At 41.4% G+C, this 17,167-nt stretch carries 17 protein-coding genes; 14 read left to right on the plus strand and 3 right to left on the minus strand.

Features of this window, described 5'->3' with window-relative positions; all coding sequences use genetic code 11:
• The first annotated feature begins 126 nt into the window (after window positions 1–126).
• The 8 genes from JEP71_RS16200 to flhA all read left to right on the plus strand — a co-directional run bounded on the left by JEP71_RS16200 (window position 127) and on the right by flhA (window position 10,250).
• Window positions 127–1,833, plus strand: coding sequence for a methyl-accepting chemotaxis protein (locus JEP71_RS16200; protein WP_160230501.1), 1,707 nt, complete (start codon window positions 127–129; stop codon window positions 1,831–1,833).
• Window positions 1,834–1,892: 59 nt separating this feature from the next.
• Window positions 1,893–3,539, plus strand: coding sequence for a methyl-accepting chemotaxis protein (locus tag JEP71_RS16205; RefSeq protein ID WP_198619824.1), 1,647 nt, complete (start codon window positions 1,893–1,895; stop codon window positions 3,537–3,539).
• Window positions 3,540–3,545: 6 nt separating this feature from the next.
• A complete protein-coding gene (cheR, locus tag JEP71_RS16210) occupies window positions 3,546–4,436 on the plus strand; it encodes a protein-glutamate O-methyltransferase CheR (RefSeq protein ID WP_109373806.1) in 891 nt (296 codons plus the stop codon).
• The gene (locus JEP71_RS16215; protein ID WP_109373805.1) at window positions 4,429–5,481 is read left to right on the plus strand and encodes a protein-glutamate methylesterase/protein-glutamine glutaminase; all 1,053 of its coding nucleotides are present in this window, start codon (window positions 4,429–4,431) and stop codon (window positions 5,479–5,481) included. Before cheR ends, JEP71_RS16215 begins: the two co-directional genes overlap by 8 nt.
• Window positions 5,482–5,540: 59 nt before the next feature.
• The gene (gene cheY, locus JEP71_RS16220) at window positions 5,541–5,930 is read left to right on the plus strand and encodes a chemotaxis response regulator CheY (protein ID WP_023581807.1); all 390 of its coding nucleotides are present in this window, start codon (window positions 5,541–5,543) and stop codon (window positions 5,928–5,930) included.
• Window positions 5,931–5,939: 9 nt separating this feature from the next.
• Window positions 5,940–6,596 (plus strand): protein phosphatase CheZ, encoded by a 657-nt coding sequence (gene cheZ / locus JEP71_RS16225; protein ID WP_023581808.1) that lies wholly within the window; start codon window positions 5,940–5,942, stop codon window positions 6,594–6,596.
• 422 nt (window positions 6,597–7,018) lie between these two features.
• Window positions 7,019–8,167: a flagellar biosynthesis protein FlhB gene (flhB, locus tag JEP71_RS16230; RefSeq protein WP_198619825.1), complete on the plus strand. Its 1,149-nt coding sequence runs from the start codon at window positions 7,019–7,021 to the stop codon at window positions 8,165–8,167.
• Window positions 8,160–10,250 (plus strand): flagellar biosynthesis protein FlhA, encoded by a 2,091-nt coding sequence (gene flhA, locus JEP71_RS16235; RefSeq protein ID WP_198619826.1) that lies wholly within the window; start codon window positions 8,160–8,162, stop codon window positions 10,248–10,250. Before flhB ends, flhA begins: the two co-directional genes overlap by 8 nt.
• A gap of 304 nt (window positions 10,251–10,554) precedes the next feature.
• Here flhA and JEP71_RS16240 read toward each other — a convergent pair whose 3' ends face one another.
• The 3 genes from JEP71_RS16240 to flgA all read right to left on the minus strand — a co-directional run bounded on the left by JEP71_RS16240 (window position 10,555) and on the right by flgA (window position 12,394).
• A complete protein-coding gene (locus tag JEP71_RS16240) occupies window positions 10,555–10,995 on the minus strand; it encodes a flagella synthesis protein FlgN (RefSeq protein ID WP_109373857.1) in 441 nt (146 codons plus the stop codon).
• A 13-nt stretch (window positions 10,996–11,008) separates the two neighbouring features.
• Window positions 11,009–11,308, minus strand: coding sequence for a flagellar biosynthesis anti-sigma factor FlgM (gene flgM, locus JEP71_RS16245; protein ID WP_109396479.1), 300 nt, complete (start codon window positions 11,306–11,308; stop codon window positions 11,009–11,011).
• 429 nt (window positions 11,309–11,737) lie between these two features.
• Complete coding sequence (flgA, locus tag JEP71_RS16250; protein WP_198619827.1) at window positions 11,738–12,394, minus strand: flagellar basal body P-ring formation chaperone FlgA; 657 nt, start codon at window positions 12,392–12,394, stop codon at window positions 11,738–11,740.
• Window positions 12,395–12,603: 209 nt separating this feature from the next.
• Between flgA and flgB the strand changes: the two genes are divergently transcribed.
• Genes flgB through flgG form a run of 6 tightly spaced genes read left to right on the plus strand, consistent with a single transcriptional unit; the run spans window position 12,604 to window position 17,129 of the window.
• On the plus strand, window positions 12,604–13,014 hold the full coding sequence (gene flgB, locus JEP71_RS16255) for a flagellar basal body rod protein FlgB (RefSeq protein ID WP_072068529.1): 411 nt from the start codon (window positions 12,604–12,606) through the stop codon (window positions 13,012–13,014).
• Between the two features lie 10 nt (window positions 13,015–13,024).
• Window positions 13,025–13,429: a flagellar basal body rod protein FlgC gene (gene flgC / locus JEP71_RS16260; RefSeq protein ID WP_006533173.1), complete on the plus strand. Its 405-nt coding sequence runs from the start codon at window positions 13,025–13,027 to the stop codon at window positions 13,427–13,429.
• A gap of 12 nt (window positions 13,430–13,441) precedes the next feature.
• Window positions 13,442–14,272 carry a flagellar hook assembly protein FlgD gene (locus JEP71_RS16265; protein ID WP_196534223.1) on the plus strand — a complete coding sequence of 277 codons (831 nt, stop codon included), beginning with the start codon at window positions 13,442–13,444 and terminating at the stop codon, window positions 14,270–14,272.
• Window positions 14,273–14,299: 27 nt separating this feature from the next.
• The gene (gene flgE, locus JEP71_RS16270; RefSeq protein WP_198619829.1) at window positions 14,300–15,550 is read left to right on the plus strand and encodes a flagellar hook protein FlgE; all 1,251 of its coding nucleotides are present in this window, start codon (window positions 14,300–14,302) and stop codon (window positions 15,548–15,550) included.
• A gap of 21 nt (window positions 15,551–15,571) precedes the next feature.
• Window positions 15,572–16,327 carry a flagellar basal body rod protein FlgF gene (locus tag JEP71_RS16275; protein ID WP_198626598.1) on the plus strand — a complete coding sequence of 252 codons (756 nt, stop codon included), beginning with the start codon at window positions 15,572–15,574 and terminating at the stop codon, window positions 16,325–16,327.
• Window positions 16,328–16,346: 19 nt separating this feature from the next.
• The gene (flgG, locus tag JEP71_RS16280; protein WP_109373796.1) at window positions 16,347–17,129 is read left to right on the plus strand and encodes a flagellar basal-body rod protein FlgG; all 783 of its coding nucleotides are present in this window, start codon (window positions 16,347–16,349) and stop codon (window positions 17,127–17,129) included.
• Window positions 17,130–17,167: the final 38 nt, after the last annotated feature.

Raw genomic sequence — 17,167 nt, forward strand, 5'->3', positions numbered from 1 at the left:
TAAAAACAGTATTACCACCGCTTTCTAATGGAGCAAAAATGCGACTAAGGCGAAATGAATCCTATAAAGTTTCTCTTAAGTCTGCCGATAACTTGCTCATTACCATTTATTATAAAAAGGGAAACTATGTTTAGCCGAATGAAAATAGTGACTGGATTATTATCCATTCTTCTGTTGTTTGGTGTTTTGCAGTTTGTATCTGGGGGTGTTTTTTACTCAAATATTGTTGAGACAAGAAATGACCTGAATAAAACACTAACAATACAGGATCAACGTGAGCGTCTAGATGAAAGCTGGGCTAACTTACTACAAGCGCGTAATAATATTAATCGTGCAGCGATTAGTTTTTTATTACAAGATAAAAATCTTAATGTAGATGATTCTCTGTCTGTTGACTATTTGACGGGGCTTGCTCGTAAAAATATGTCTCGTGCAGACGAGAAATTTAAAGAATTTGAAAAGAATATTACCGCTTATCAAGTTCACTCAGAAGATGATGTTCGTAGCTTAAAAGGGCGTTTTATCGAATATTTCTCTGCATTAAACCAACTAGAAATTTTACTTCAAGATAGAAACTTAAAAGACTTTTTTGAGCAACCAACCACGGGTTATCAAGACGCTTTTTATAAAGAATATCTTGCATATGTCATGCGCAATGAAAAATTTAACGAAGAGTTAAATGTGGCACTAGAAGCCTCTCATCAACGTACTGTCATTACTATGGTTGTGTTAGCTATTATCGTTATCTCGGCATTAATTCTATGCTGGTTTGCATTACGTAATGCCTTAATTAGACCATTAAATTCACTTCTATTAAGTATTAAAACCTTCTCTGAAGGTGATTTACGTCCAAATATCGAAGTGAATGGTCGCAATGAAATGAGCTTGTTAGCAAATGGTTTAAAACATATGCAACAAGAGCTTATTCAAACTGTTCGTGGTGTCTATCAAAGTACGGAAAACATTTATAACAGTACAAGTGAAATTGCTGCTGGAAATAATGACTTATCTGCTCGTACAGAAGAGCAAGTGGCATCGTTAGAAGAAACTGCTGCAAGTATGGAACAGTTAACGGCGACCGTGAAACAGAACGCGGACAATGCTCGCCAAGCAAGTAACCTTGCTAATGACGCCTCAGATATTGCCCGCCAAGGCGGAAAAGTTGTTGCTAATGTGGTGCAAACGATGCACGACATAGCCGGAAGTTCTCAGAAAATCACCGATATCACAGCTGTTATCGATGGCATTGCATTCCAGACCAATATTTTGGCACTGAATGCAGCTGTTGAAGCTGCAAGAGCCGGTGAGCATGGTCGCGGATTTGCGGTAGTTGCCGGTGAAGTTCGTAACCTTGCACAGAGAAGTGCAGAAGCTGCTAAAGAAATAAAAACACTGATTGAAGATTCTGTAAATCGTACTGAAACGGGTTCTGTACTCGTTGAAAGTGCGGGTGAGACGATGACGCGTATCGTGGATTCAGTAACGCGTGTTACTGACATCATGGGCGAAATCGCTTCTGCATCAGATGAGCAAAGCCGAGGTATTTCACAAGTTGGCCTTGCGGTTTCTGAAATGGATCGTGTCACTCAGCAAAACGCCTCTTTAGTAGAACAATCTGCAGCCGCTGCTGCTGGTCTTGAAGATCAAGCAGTTGCATTAACCCGCTTAGTTTCAATCTTCAAATTACCGGGTCAGGAAGAAAAAACGCTAGAAAGAAAGGAATCGGATGCAACCCCTGTAGTTAAAGCCGCTGCTCCACTTATAAAACCAGGAACCTCAGAAAAGAAAAAGAGCAGCAGTGTTGAAGATCCCGCTAACTGGGAAACTTTCTAACAACAACAAGTGGCTGACAAGCGGTGGCTTTTAACCACCGCTTTAAACGAGGTGAAGGCATGTTTAGGTTTCGCAAATTAAAGATATCCACCAGTCTCTATTTATTACTGATGATGTTTTGCGTTATGCAGGTGATTTCTAGTGGTATTTCGCTAGGGATCGTTCATTTGAATAACGAACAACTCACCAAAGTAGATATAGATACATCTAAGCGAGATGAATTAGGATTAAGTTGGGCATCTTTAATACAAACACGTAATGCGATTAATCGTGTAGCTATTGCAGTGAAAACTGAACAGTCAACGGATTATATTCAATCTATTGAATCAATTGCACTTTCACGTTTGGAAACGGCGAATACTCATTTTCAAAATTTCCTTGCTGAGATAAATAAAGAGGCAATCCCAACAGAAGAAAAAGAAATCGTTGAAGCTGTAAAAAACGATTATCACGTTTTATATGGTGCATTAACTGAATTACATAGCATGTTAAAAAACAATAACTTCCAAGGTTTTTTAGATCAACCAACGGAACGTTATCAAACAGCGATGGAAAATTCATTTAATACCTATATGAATTATGTTCAGAGCGAAATTACTGAATCTATAGAGCAGGGACATCGCTCTTATACTATTGCTATCTTGATGTTTATCGGTGCAATAGCGATGGTTATTGTTGTATCACTCGCCGCTCATCGCTGGCTAAGTTTTAATATCATTAAGCCTTTCGCAAGTTTAAGCCGTTATTTTAATGATGTTGCTACCGGTAAATTAAATCGTGAAATTCTTGTCTTCACCGATGATGAAATAGGGGATGTGTTTAGACGACTACGAGATATGCGTGGTGAGCTCGCGCGTTCTATTCGTATCGTTCGAGACAACAGCCATGCTATGTATTCTGGTATTCAAGAAATTTCCAAAGGAAATACGGATTTATCCTCAAGAACTGAACAACAAGCTGCTTCGTTAGAAGAAACTGCGGCAAGCATGGAAGAGTTAACAGCAACGGTAAAACAAAATGCTGATAACGCCCTGCAAGCGAGCAAGCTCGCAGAGTCTGCTTCTGAAACAGCCATTCGTGGTGGCCAAATCACGAATAGTGTTGTTGAAACCATGGATGCGATTACACAAAGTTCTCAAAAGATAGGGGCTATTATCAGTGTGATTGATGGTATTGCGTTCCAAACCAATATATTAGCACTTAACGCGGCGGTTGAAGCTGCTCGCGCGGGTGAACAAGGACGTGGATTCTCTGTTGTTGCTGGAGAAGTTCGTAACCTTGCTCAACGTAGTGCTGATGCTGCAAAAGAAATTAAATTGTTGATTGATGAATCTGTTTTACGTGTCTCTCAAGGTTCTCAACTCGTTAATAATGCAGGGCAGACAATGGAGGAACTCGTCACATCAGTAAATAAAGTCACTGAGTTAATGGCAGAAATTGCCTCAGCTTCTGATGAACAAAGCCGAGGTATTCACCAAGTCGCTGATGCAGTCAGTCAGATGGATCAGGTGACACAGCAAAACGCTGCTTTGGTGGAGCAATCAGCATCTGCTGCCGCAGCATTAGAAGATCAGGCTAATAACCTTGTTAATGCTGTATCGGCATTCGAGTTGCCTGACACGGATGAGGATAATAACTCTTCATCCCTAGAAGGTAATGGGTTGAAAAAAGCAGATAAAAAATCATTTTTTAAAAAGACCCATTAAAAAACAATGAAACGTAATGTTACTGAAGTCTTATCAGATATCGCTGCTCAACCGTTGGATATTTTTACCCAACGGTTTATGTTGTCCGATGATCAGTTCCAATCTATATGCCAATTGATTTATCAAAAGGCAGGTATTGTGCTGACTAACAACAAAAGGGAGATGGTTTATAACCGTCTCACTAGGAGGTTACGTGAATTACGGATGAATAACTTTGGTGACTATCTTGCGTTTCTTAAAAGTGATGTACGCAACCCTGAATGGCAAGAGTTTGTAAATGCATTAACAACCAATCTCACCGCATTTTTCAGGGAAGCGCATCATTTTCCTATTTTGGCAAAACATGCCAGAAAAAGAGCAGGAGGCGTCTACCGAGTATGGTGTGCAGCTGCATCTACTGGAGAAGAACCTTATTCAATTGCGATGACTTTACGCGATGTTTTTGGAAATAACCCTTATAAAACCAAAATTATTGCCAGCGATATCGATACTAATGTGTTGGATAAAGCACGAAAAGGTGTTTACCGACAGGAAGAGCTTAAAACATTAAATAATGAATATTTGAAAAAATATTTTCTCAAAGGTGTCGGCGATTTTGAAGGATACGTGAAAATTAGACAGCAAATTAGCGAGATGGTCTCTTTTCAGTATTTGAATTTACTCGATAAGCAATGGGATTTAGAAGGCAGTTTTGATGCGATTTTTTGTCGTAATGTCATGATCTATTTTGACAAAGCGACACAACAAACCTTACTTAACCGCTTTACCTCATTACTTAAGCCAGACGGAATGCTGTTTGTTGGACATTCTGAAAATGTAAGCCAGCTTAGCAAGGATTTCTACTTGCATGGGCATACCGTTTACGGGCTGACACCAGCAAGGAGAGGTTATGAATAAAATAACGGTACTCTGTGTTGATGATTCGGCGCTAATGCGTCAAATCATGCGAGAAATCATCAACAGTCATAGCGATATGGAAGTTGTTGATTGTGCACCAGATCCTATAGTGGCTCGTGACTTAATAAAAAAGTACAACCCACAGGTATTAACGTTAGACGTTGAAATGCCACGCATGGATGGTATTGATTTCTTGGAAAAACTGATGCGATTAAGACCAATGCCTGTCGTTATGGTCTCATCATTAACAGCAAAAGGCTCAGAAGTGACGTTAAAAGCGTTAGAACTGGGCGCAGTTGATTTTGTGACTAAACCACAGCTTGGTTTGCGTGAAGGTATGATGGCTTATAGTGAACTGATTGCCGAGAAAATTCGTGCTGCTGCACAGGCACGAATTAATCGCCGAGAAGTACAAGCACCTCCTTCTAAATCATTGTCATTTACACCGATGATTTCGAGTGAAAAGTTGATTGCAGTAGGCGCATCAACTGGTGGCACAGAGGCTATTCGTAATTTTCTAGAACCATTACCTATTACCAGCCCTGCGATATTAATTACGCAACATATGCCCGCAGGGTTTACACACTCATTTGCAGAACGATTAAATCGTTTATGCCAAATTAGTGTAAAAGAAGCAGAAGATGGCGAACGTGTATTACCTGGGCATGCTTATATTGCGCCAGGTGATTATCACATGGAGCTTCGTCGTAATGGTGCTAACTACCAGATCCACATTAATAAAGAGCCTGCGGTCAATCGTCATCGTCCTTCCGTCGATGTGCTATTTAGGTCTGTCGCAAAATATGCGGGACGTAATGCCATCGGTGTGATTTTAACCGGAATGGGAAGTGATGGTGCTGCTGGTTTATTAGAGATGCGTCGCGCTGGTAGTTATACCTTTGCACAAGATGAAGCGAGTTGTGTCGTCTTTGGTATGCCTCGTGCTGCGGTTGAATTAGGCGCAGTAGACGAGGTGAAAAGCATAAGCGCAATGAGTAAAGCTGTTCTGATGAAAATCAGTAGCACACAATCATTGCGTATCTGATTAAGTTCAGTTTAAAAAGCAACACAGTAATTTGCCGATATATTTTGAAGGAGTTTTCAATGGCAAGTAAGGATCTGAAATTTTTAGTGGTTGATGATTTTTCAACAATGCGCCGCATAGTTCGTAATTTGCTAAAGGAATTAGGATTTACGAATGTAGAAGAAGCAGAAGATGGTGCTGACGCGTTAGCTAAATTACGCAATTCGGCAATCGATTTTGTGATCACAGACTGGAACATGCCAAACATGGATGGTCTAGAGCTTCTTAAAAATATTCGTAGTGATGCGGGACTTGCAGCAACACCAGTACTCATGGTGACCGCTGAAGCTAAAAAAGAAAATATCATTGCAGCAGCGCAAGCTGGTGCAAGTGGATATGTTGTTAAACCTTTTACAGCAGCAATTCTTGAAGAAAAACTAAATAAAATTTTTGAAAAACTGGGCATCTAAGGAGTCGCAATGAGTGGGAATCCAATTATGCCGAAAGATAATATTGAAATGACATCTGATATTATCAGCCGGATCGGACAATTGACGCGGATGTTACGCGACAGTTTGCGAGAATTAGGATTGGATAAAGCAATAGCCGAAGCAGCAGAAGCCATCCCTGACGCTAGGGAACGACTGGACTATGTTGCTCAAATGACCGCTCAGGCAGCTGAGCGTACATTGAACTGTGTCGAAGCTGCGCAGCCTAAACAGGATGCGTTAAGTGCCGATGCGACTAAGCTTACTGAACGTTGGGACCAATGGTTTGAACAGCCAGAAGAGCTGAAAGATGTACGCTCTCTTGTAACAGATACCCGCAATTATTTGCGGGATATCCCTGAGAGTACGGCTTTTACTAACAGTCAGTTATTGGAAATTATGATGGCACAGGATTTCCAAGATCTGACCGGCCAGGTAATTAAGCGCATGATGAGTGTCGTTCAAGAAATTGAAAAACAACTTGTGATGGTCCTAATGGAAAACCTGCCACCAGAGCAACTTGAAAAGTCTAATGTGAAGAAAGAGACTGACTCTTTATTAAATGGTCCACAGGTTAATAAAAACAACGCTGGTGTGATCAAAAATCAAGATCAAGTTGATGATTTACTGGAAAGTTTAGGTTTCTAACCTTCTAATGAGTTTTAGGGCGATAAGGACGTTGAGATATGCAGGACGCATTCGCTCTATGCTCAGCTCTTTTAGGATGATGTATTTTATGGATAAAAAAGTACGTAATAATGCTTTAATAGCCCACGCTATTGAAGAAAATGTAAGCCGCTTTTTTTAAGCGGCTTTTGATGTTGTCGAAATAATCATCAAAAGCAAAATTACTCAATTTTACTGTGAATTTTGCTGATTTCCTTATAATCAGCGTCAATATTGCTTATATCTCCATTTTTATCATTGAGTTGTTTTTCCAGTGCATACCGTCATAGCCCAAAAAGCCCCGTAAATTTGCGATTGTTCAGCCCATCAATTTCCTCTGAATTTGTCATGCTTAGAGTCATTTCATTCATGCTTTTAATCTCAATATCTAAATCGGACAGACTGTGGCTGAAGATAGCGATCTCGAAAAAACAGAGGAACCCACACCCCATAAACGGGAAAAAGCCAAAAAGGATGGACAAATTGTCCGTTCTAAAGAGCTATCGTCCGTATTAATGATCTTGGGGGGCGTGAGTTTGCTGTGGATGAGTGGTGGATTTATCACCCGTGGGCTACATGCCATGTTAACAGAAGGATTTACGTTTAATCATCACCTTATTGGTAATGAGAATTTGTTGATCCCTCGATTTGGTAGCTTGATTAAACAAGCTGTTTTTGCGCTATCTCCCGTGTTTTTGGGGTTAGTGATCGTGGCAATTGGTGGCTCTGCCTTATTAGGCGGGATTAACTTTAGCAGTAAATCCATTAAGTTTGATCCAAAAAAATGGAACCCTATTTCTGGGTTAAAACGCATATTTTCAATGAATGCGTTGGCTGAATTATTTAAAGCGATACTGAAATCAACTTTTGTGGGGATCGCCGCAACCGTTTTTTTATGGCACAACTGGAACGATATTCTCCATCTGATCACACTGCCACCGCTTAGTGCGTTAGCCAATGCAATGCAACTGCTGATTTTTGCCGTCTACATTACGGTTTTTATGCTGATACCGATGGTGGCATTCGACATTATTTTTCAAATTCGTAGTCATTTGAAAAAGCTACGTATGACGCGCCAAGAAATTAAAGATGAATTTAAACAGCAAGAGGGTGATCCGCAACTTAAAGCGCGTATCCGTCAGCAACAGCATGCGATGTCTCGTCGCCGAATGATGGCGGATGTACCGAAAGCAGACGTTATTGTTACGAACCCAACACATTATGCTGTTGCACTGCAATACAACGACAAAATGACCGCACCTAAAGTTTTAGCAAAAGGTGCAGGGGCTATTGCGTTAAAAATTAAAGAGATTGGTGCAGAAAATCGAATTCCGCTTCTAGAAGCGCCACCGCTTGCTAGGGCGTTATATCGTCACAGTGAAATAGGTCATGCAATACCTTCAACCCTTTATGCTGCGGTTGCCGAGGTGCTTGCATGGGTTTATCAACTGAAACGATGGAAAACCGAAGGTGGTTTAAAACCTAAACAACCTATGAACTTGCCAGTGCCTCCCGCACTGGACTTTGCTGGAGAAGATAATCGTCATGGCTAATTTGGCCTCATTACTCCGCTTGCCGGGAAATTGGAAAAGTTCTCAGTGGCAGATACTGGCAGGGCCAGTGCTTATCTTGTTGATACTGTCAATGATGGTATTGCCATTGCCACCTTTTCTATTGGATTTATTATTTACCTTTAACATCGCACTCTCCATCATGGTGCTGTTGGTCGCAATGTTCACTCGACGTACTTTGGACTTTGCTGCTTTCCCTACTATTTTGCTGTTTACTACGTTGTTACGTTTATCATTAAACGTGGCTTCAACACGTATCATCTTAATGGAAGGACATACAGGGCCAGATGCTGCGGGACGCGTTGTTGAAGCCTTTGGCCATTTCCTTGTTGGCGGTAACTTTGCTATCGGTATTGTGGTCTTTATCATCCTTATTTTGATTAACTTTATGGTTATCACTAAGGGTGCGGGACGTATTGCTGAAGTAGGTGCGCGTTTTGTGTTAGATGGAATGCCGGGTAAACAGATGGCAATCGATGCTGACCTGAATGCAGGCATTATCAACGAAGACGAAGCAAAAAAACGCCGTAAAGAAGTTTCATTGGAATCCGACTTTTACGGTTCAATGGATGGTGCGAGTAAGTTCGTTCGTGGTGACGCCATCGCAGGCTTAATGATCCTTGTGATTAACGTGGTGGGTGGTCTTATTGTCGGTGTCGCTCAACACGGGATGGCATTAAACGATGCTGCAACGACTTATACTCTTTTAACCATCGGTGATGGTCTGGTTGCTCAAATTCCTGCATTGATTATCTCAACAGCAGCGGGTGTTATCGTTACTCGTGTTGCAACAGATGAAGATGTTGGGCAACAGATGGTTACCCAACTGTTTGATAACCCTCGTGTTCTACTGTTAACCGCAGGTGTGCTAGGTCTGTTAGGTTTAGTACCAGGAATGCCTAACTTTGTTTTCCTTTTCTTCACCGCAGCATTAGGTGGATTAGGTTGGTATATCTTACGTCGCAACGCTAACCCTGAAGTGCATCAACAAAAAGAGATGGAAGAAGTTGAAAAACAAAATCGTGTTGTTGAAGCTTCATGGGAAGATGTACAACTTGAAGATCCATTAGCGATGGAAGTAGGGTATCGCTTAATTCCAATGGTAGATAGTCGCCAAAATGGTGAGTTGTTAGGCCGAATTAGTGGTATCCGTAAAAAGTTTGCTCAGGAAACGGGGTATCTTCCTCCTGTTGTTCATATCCGAGACAATATGGAATTAAGACCTTCTTCTTATCGCATTCTAATGAAAGGGGTTGAAATTGGTCATGGTGAAGCGCATCCAGGTCGTTGGTTAGCAATCAATCCGGGTAATGCCGTTGGCTCTTTAGAGGGCGATATTACTCAAGAGCCTGCATTTGGTTTACCTGCTGTTTGGATTGATGACAGCTTAAGAGAGCAAGCTCAGGTTCAGGGCTATACCGTTGTTGCTGCAAGTACCGTTATTGCAACACATTTTAACCATGTATTAGCGAAATATGCATCGGAATTATTTGGTCGTCAAGAAGCACAAATGCTGTTTGATAGGGTGAGTAAAGAGCTCCCTAAAATGACAGAAAATATGATCCCAGATATGCTTTCACTCACTGTATTGCACAAAGTATTGCAAAACCTGCTGTCTGAACAAGTGCCTATTCGTGATATGAGAACCATATTAGAAGCCTTAGCAGAGCATGCACCAGATCAAAAAGATCCGGCTGAATTAACGGCGGTTGTTCGTGTTGCACTTCGTCGTGCGATTACACAACACTGGTTTGGCGATCAAGATGAAATCCAAGTCATTGGGTTAGATGCAAGCTTAGAGCGTATTCTTGTTCAAGCAATGCAAAGTGGCGGCGGTTTAGAGCCAGGACTGGCTGAAAATATTGAACAACAAGCAGCGGATGCGGTACGTCACCAAGAGATGTCAGGTGGAGCTCCTGTATTATTAGTCAATCATGCGTTACGTTCATTATTGTCACGTTTCTTACGCCGTAGCCTGCCACAATTAGCTGTATTGTCGAATATGGAAGTCAGTGAAGGTCGCCATATTCGTATGACATCAATGATTGGTGGACAACCTCATTAATCATTCTCGCTAATATGTCATTATCTAAATTTAAGGCCACTTTATTAAGTGGTCTTTTTTGTGTTTGTAATGGTTGATAAAACTGAAGAGTGCGATGGGTTAGTGTGTTAGGAAAGGTGCGGTAATAAAGGCTCAAATAAAAGCCAATGTTTAGAGAAGAAAATGATGTGCCACGAAAAGATGATAGATAACAGTGCTAGTGTGATCTGCTGGTGGCTTAAAGTGAGAGGTGTTTTATTGGAAAAGCAAAACGCTATCAATATTGATAGCGTTTCGTGTGAATTCTGATAATTATTGAAAAAACCTAAACCTGAATTTTACGCCCAGCCAGTGTTGAACGCTGTGCTTGCCCATCAGAACCATAAAGGGTTGGGCTGTGGTTCTTCTGCAAAAAACGGATAGCATCACTATTACGAGAGATGTGTTGATCGAGTAGTAATCCGTTATGTTGATTTAGATATCTTAACTCCGCCGTGATGTCTATTATCTGTGTCCATAAATCAGATAAGAACGGCAACCCTGTATAAGGTTTTTCTACACCGGCTTGTTGGCTTAGCGTATGACGCTGTTGGTCTGTATGACCTAAAGCAGACAAGACAAAATTCTTCTGTTCAGTCACTTCGTGCAGGGCATTGATATCAATATTACCTGCGCATAATAACTGTTGTTCAGCACGTAAAATACCTGCAATGGTATTAAGCTGTGATAATTGAAGATCTAAAGTCTGGCGGAGTTCTTCCATCATAATCATTAAAATATTATTGAGTTATGCTTTCAGCAGCTTCACGGAAAAGAGCATCCGCAATTTTACCACTGTCCATGGTTAATGTTCCGTTGGCAATTGCTTCTTTCAAGTGAGCAACTTTCTCAACGTTAATGTCTTTATTTCCAGGTTGAACAAGTTTTTTCTGCGCTTCACTAAGTTTTACAGAAGTGTCGCCTGTTGCAGTTTTTTGTTCAGTTGTTCCCGATTTACGAGAGCCCTGAGTGATTTCACTCGGGTTGCGTTGTGCAATTGCGTTAATCGGAAGCAGTGGATTTGCGCGTTCAATACTCATAGGAAAATCCTTTGTTAGGCATCAATTAATAGTCAGATGAAGCCATTGTAAAACAACCTATGTGTTTTCGCCTATCATCTTGTTTCTTTATATCGGCTATCAAATCAAAAACTTTAATCTTAGTCGTCATACTTGTCATACTTCAAGCCGTAGCGGTATTGATCGCATTCACTCACACTAGTCACATACTTATGTATGCTCCTAGCGATTCGTTCATTTGTCGCCTAGCTACAACTTAAATTATTTAGAGTATCAACATTTATCTATCAACATTTATCTATAAACATTTATCTATATTGATGCTTTAAATTATCGCAATTATTTAGAGTAAAAATGTAACGTAAGAGAGTTTACCTTGGCTTGCCATAACTGAAACGGGTAACAAGCAATTCAATATAGGCTTATTCTGCTTATCAGCTTTTTTATCCATTAAAGAGGGATGCGTACAGAGCCATTTTCAAGTGCTTCGCCAGTGACAATTTGGCCTGATTTAACTCTCACTCGAATGGTTTCGTTGGCAACCGCGTTGTTTACAGCTTTGCCTTCATAACGGATCTGAAAGTGAGGGCCTTGTGCAAATACGGTGACGGTTTGTCCTGCCAAAATAGCCCAAGGGCGACGAACCATTGTGGAGGTTAAAGGTTTTCCTGCGGATATTTGTCGCATTGCGATCGCATTTTTAATTAATGCGGGATCACGTAATACATCATAAGGTAATTTTTCTAATTCGCCCGTTGCCGTACTAATAGCAGACGTTTCAATAATATCATCACGATTGATGTCTTTTTTCGCGATTAAGTATTCACCATTAACGCTAACATCAATTTGAATAAAACGACGTTGCTTATCGCACTGAATTGGGATTGAAAGACGTCCCCAATTACGAGAGCCAGCATGACGTTGGATCTCTTGTGTTTGGCAGACAGGCCATTTCTCTTCTGGCGTTAAAACTGTCACAGTCACTTTATCGTCTTGTTGGTGAAGTGCGACAAAGAAATCTTGCAGTTCTTCAGGCAGTGATTTCGCGATACTCACATTCACCATAAAGAAAAAAGAAAATAGACCGATAAGAGTTCTAACTAACATAATTTGTATCACCTTACAGAGTTGATGCTAATTGTGCGTTTGTCATTATTTAGCAATAACAGTGTACATCGACTTTGCACGCCTTAAACGCATAAATAGCAATCCAATTTACGCCTATTCCTCCAATCATCTTTTTTTTGAGCGTTTATTCTGTCAACTGAAATTGTTTTATCAGCTGAGGTAAGTGGCTTAGCCACCAAGGATAGAAGATGCTCGATAAATTAGAAAATACGTTTCATTTTCAACAAGAAGCGCTCTCAATACGCAATAAACGCCAAGAAATTCTCGCTGCGAATATCGCAAACGCAGATACCCCAGGCTTTCAGGCTCGTGATATTGATTTTGCTTCTGAATTGAAGAAAACCATTGAAAACGGACGTACTGGTAGTCATGGCATGCAATTGGCGATGACATCAGAGCGCCATATCCCGATCAAACCCGGTTATCGCTTAGAAGCGGACTTACTCTATCGCGTGCCTCATCAGACTGCGATGGATGGTAATACCGTGGATATGGACATGGAACGTAGTAATTTTGCTGACAATAGCCTTAAGTATCAGGCTGATGTGACATTTATTAATTCACAAGTTAAAAGCATGATGTCTGTATTGCAACAGTAGGGTAAAGAGCATGTCTTTATTTAGTATTTTTGATATTTCAGGTTCAGCACTTTCCGCGCAATCTCAACGTTTAAACGTAAGTGCTAGCAATATGGCAAATGCCGACAGTGTTGCGGGCCCAGATGGTGAACCTTATCGTGCAAAACAGGTTGTTTTTCAGGTAAACGCACCTGCTGGTCAAGAAGTTGGTGGTGTTCGTGTCACTGAAGTGGTGGATGATCCTGCTCCATTTCGCATGGAATATCAGCCGGGACATCCTTTTGCCGATGAAAAAGGGTATGTACGTATGCCGAATGTTGATGTTGTGGGTGAAATGATTAATACCATTTCTGCTTCAAGAAGCTACCAAGCTAACGTCGAAGTGATGAACACGGCAAAATCGCTGATGCAAAAAACACTGATGATAGGTCAATAGGGAGAATAAATTGTGGGTATTTCCTCCTCAATGAATGAACCTTATGATAATACCATTATCGGGGATACACCTTCTTCATACCATACGAAAAAAAGTGGTAGTGAGGATATTAAAGGGAATTTCCTGACACTTCTCATCACTCAGATGAAAAATCAAGATCCAACAAACCCAATGCAAAATAATGAGTTAACCTCCCAGTTGGCTCAAATTTCAACCGTTGAAGGCATTGAAACACTGAATAAAACAGTGAATAACATTGTTGGACAGATTGATCAAAGTCAGGCGTTGCGCGCTTCTTCTCTAGTAGGCCGTGGTGTTATGGTCTCTGGGAATAAAATTGTTGTCTTTCAGCCAACCGACGGTAAAGGTGAAACTGAAAAGCCCAGTGATGGGGATGACACAATTCCAACACCTGATACTCAAAATGAAAAAACGCGCCAGCAAATGGGAATATATAAATCAGGTGATACTGACCCAACTGCGCCTAGCGATGAACACCTATTTTCAACACCTTTTGGTTTTGAATTACTCAGTCCAACCGATTCTCTTACGATAAACATCACTAATGCCAGTGGTGCTACCGTTCGTACAATCCAAATGGACAAAAAGATGCTACCGGATGTTTATAACTTCTCTTGGGATTGTACTGATGAAGATGACAATCCTGTTCCAACTGGCAGTTATAAATTTACCGTTAACGCCACGCTTAATGATGCTCAGGTCCCTGTTAAGACACTGAATTATGCGCTGGTGAATAGTGTGTCCATGGTGGATGGTGGTGCCCGCCTTGATGTTGGCTTAGGTAATACCGTTTCATTGGATGAAATTCGTCAGGTTCTTTAACTAACACATATTCAACTTGGAGGGCGCATGTCCTTTTCACAAGCAGTAAGTGGTTTAAACGCAGCAGCCGCTAACTTAGATTCTATCGGTAATAATATTTCTAACTCCGCAACCTATGGCTTCAAAGGTGCAACTGTCTCTTTTGCTGACGTTTTCGCCGGCTCTGGTGCAGGTCTAGGTGTTAAAGTGGCAGGCATTAGCCAAAACTTTAAAGACGGTAGTATCACAACCACTAACCGCCCAACAGACGTAGCGATTTCTGGCGGTGGTTTTTTCCGCATTGAAGACCAAAACGGTGGCGTTTTCTATTCACGTAATGGCGAATTCGGTAAAGATAAAAATGGTTTCCTGACTAATATGCAAGGTATGCGTATTACAGGTTATCCAGTACAAGTTGTTGATGGTAAAAACGTTGTTCAAAAAGGGGCAACACCAACACCTATCGTTATTCCTACCGATATGATGAATGCCAGCGCAACCAACAAAATTGATATGGCGGTTAACCTGAACTCTGGTGAAGATAAACCCGCTAAAGCTCCATTTGATGCTAAAGATGGTGATACATATAACTTTAGTACTAACGTTACCACTTACGATAGCTTAGGTAATGAACATAATCTGAACTTATTCTTTGTAAAAACGAATGACAATGAATGGAAAGTTTATGGACAAGATACATCAACTAAGACTGCTGGTGGTACTCCAACTCTTCACCAAGATTTAGGGACTTTAAAATATACTAAGTCAGGTGTATTAGAGAGTTATACCGCAGCGGGTGTAACACCACCAGCATTACCAAGTATGTCTATTGATTCTTTAAATGGTTCTGCTGTAGGCAAAATTGAACTTGATTTCACCGGTAGTACCCAACAAAAAGTTGCTGAATCAAGCGTTTCTAAATTAGCGCAAAACGGTTACCAAGCGGGTGAATTCACCAATTTCCGTATTGAGCAAGATGGCTCCATTATGGCGACCTACTCAAACCAACAAAGCCAAGTTGTTGGTCAAATCGCACTCGCTAACTTTGCAAACCCAGGCGGCTTAAGCTCACAAGGCGACAACATGTGGTCTGAAACTAACGGTTCAGGTTCACCAATCGTGGGTGTTGCAGGCGCTGGCGTATTCGGCAAATTAACCAATAACGCATTAGAAGCGTCTAACGTGGATATGAGCCAAGAGTTAGTCAACATGATCGTTGCTCAACGTAACTATCAATCAAACGCACAAACCATCAAGACTCAGGATCAGATCCTGCAGACTCTGGTTAGCTTGCGCTAATAACGCAGGAAATAATCTGTTATGGATCATGTGATTTATACCGCGATGGGCGGCGCCAGACATTCGATGGAAAACCAAGCTGTCGTGGCGAACAACTTAGCAAACGCATCAACGCCGGGATTCAAAGCGCAGCTTAGTGCAATGCGAGCCGTACCTGTCAATGGCGATACCTTACCAACTCGTACATTAACGGTAGCCTCAACGCCAGGTAGCGATCAGAGTCAAGGAACGATGAACTATACCGGCAGATCAATGGACGTTGCTTTAAGTGATAACGGCTTTTTGGCCGTTCAACTTGAAGATGGCACAGAAGCGTATACCCGAAACGGGAATATCCAACGCAACGCTGATGGCATGTTAATGGTACAAGGGCGTTTGTTAATGGGCGATAACGGTGCGATTGAAGTGCCTGCTCAAGCAAACGTCAGTATTGCCAATAACGGTATTGTGACTGCGCATGTACCGACTGATCCACCGAAAATGTTGGGTCAAATTGGTCGTTTGAAAATGGTAAAACCAGAGCAAAACGACTTAGTTCGTGGCGATGATGGTTTATTCCATTTATCCCCTAAAGGGGCAGCGCGTGCCGGTGAGGAATTACCTGCGGATGATAGCGTGAAGGTGTTAGCTGGTGTTTTAGAAGGCAGTAATGTTAATCCAGCAGAAGCCATGGTCGATATGATAGCAAACGCAAGACGTTTCGAAATGCAAATGAAGGTTATCCATAGCGCTGATGAAAATGCGCAAAAGGCTAACCAATTGCTATCACTGAGTTAAATAGTGTAAGGGGAAAACCATGATCCGTTCTTTATGGATTGCTAAAACTGGGTTGGATGCACAACAAACTAACATGGATGTGATTTCCAACAACCTCGCAAACGTCAGCACCAATGGCTTTAAACGCCAACGTGCGGTTTTCGAAGATTTACTGTATCAAACGATCCGCCAGCCGGGTGCAATGACATCAGAACAGACGAATGCACCGTCAGGTTTACAAATTGGTACAGGTGTTCGTCCTGTTGCTACTGAGCGTTTACATAGTCAGGGTAACTTGGCTCAAACAAACGGTACTCGTGATGTGGCGATTAAAGGACAAGGTTTTTTCCATGTTCAGTTACCTGATGGTACAGATGCTTATACTCGTGATGGTTCTTTTCAAATGGATCAAAATGGGCAATTAGTGACAACTAGCGGTTTCCAAGTTGTTCCAGCCATTATTTTACCTGATACCGCCAAAAAAGTGATGATTGGTCGTGATGGTACTGTCAGTGTTGAAATTGAAGGCTCACCTGCACCACAACAAGTGGGTCAATTGACGCTAACAACCTTCATTAATGACAGCGGATTAGAAAGTGTTGGTGAAAACTTGTACTTAGAAACCGCAAGTTCTGGCGCACCTACTGAGAATGCCCCAGGTATCAACGGCGCAGGCTTGTTGTATCAGGGATATGTTGAAACCTCTAACGTTAACGTAGCTGAAGAGCTGGTCAATATGATCCAGACTCAACGTGCTTATGAAATTAACAGTAAAGCGATTTCAACATCTGATCAGATGTTACAGAAACTAACGCAACTCTAATTTCGTTTGTTTATTAGCCTGGCAGGGGTTCCTGTCAG

Origin of the sequence: Proteus sp. PR00224 (assembly GCF_016238105.1) — a bacterium.
Taxonomy (GTDB): Bacteria; Pseudomonadota; Gammaproteobacteria; order Enterobacterales; family Enterobacteriaceae; genus Proteus.

Coding starts and splice junctions, on each gene's coding strand:
- JEP71_RS16200 (WP_160230501.1), top strand. CDS start 127: ATGTTTAGCCGAATGAAAATAGTGACTGGATTATTATCCATTCTTCTG.
- JEP71_RS16205 (WP_198619824.1), top strand. CDS start 1,893: ATGTTTAGGTTTCGCAAATTAAAGATATCCACCAGTCTCTATTTATTA.
- cheR (WP_109373806.1), top strand. CDS start 3,546: ATGAAACGTAATGTTACTGAAGTCTTATCAGATATCGCTGCTCAACCG.
- JEP71_RS16215 (WP_109373805.1), top strand. CDS start 4,429: ATGAATAAAATAACGGTACTCTGTGTTGATGATTCGGCGCTAATGCGT.
- cheY (WP_023581807.1), top strand. CDS start 5,541: ATGGCAAGTAAGGATCTGAAATTTTTAGTGGTTGATGATTTTTCAACA.
- cheZ (WP_023581808.1), top strand. CDS start 5,940: ATGAGTGGGAATCCAATTATGCCGAAAGATAATATTGAAATGACATCT.
- flhA (WP_198619826.1), top strand. CDS start 8,160: ATGGCTAATTTGGCCTCATTACTCCGCTTGCCGGGAAATTGGAAAAGT.
- JEP71_RS16240 (WP_109373857.1), bottom strand. CDS start 10,995: ATGATGGAAGAACTCCGCCAGACTTTAGATCTTCAATTATCACAGCTT.
- flgM (WP_109396479.1), bottom strand. CDS start 11,308: ATGAGTATTGAACGCGCAAATCCACTGCTTCCGATTAACGCAATTGCA.
- flgA (WP_198619827.1), bottom strand. CDS start 12,394: ATGTTAGTTAGAACTCTTATCGGTCTATTTTCTTTTTTCTTTATGGTG.
- flgB (WP_072068529.1), top strand. CDS start 12,604: ATGCTCGATAAATTAGAAAATACGTTTCATTTTCAACAAGAAGCGCTC.
- flgC (WP_006533173.1), top strand. CDS start 13,025: ATGTCTTTATTTAGTATTTTTGATATTTCAGGTTCAGCACTTTCCGCG.
- flgE (WP_198619829.1), top strand. CDS start 14,300: ATGTCCTTTTCACAAGCAGTAAGTGGTTTAAACGCAGCAGCCGCTAAC.
- JEP71_RS16275 (WP_198626598.1), top strand. CDS start 15,572: ATGGATCATGTGATTTATACCGCGATGGGCGGCGCCAGACATTCGATG.
- flgG (WP_109373796.1), top strand. CDS start 16,347: ATGATCCGTTCTTTATGGATTGCTAAAACTGGGTTGGATGCACAACAA.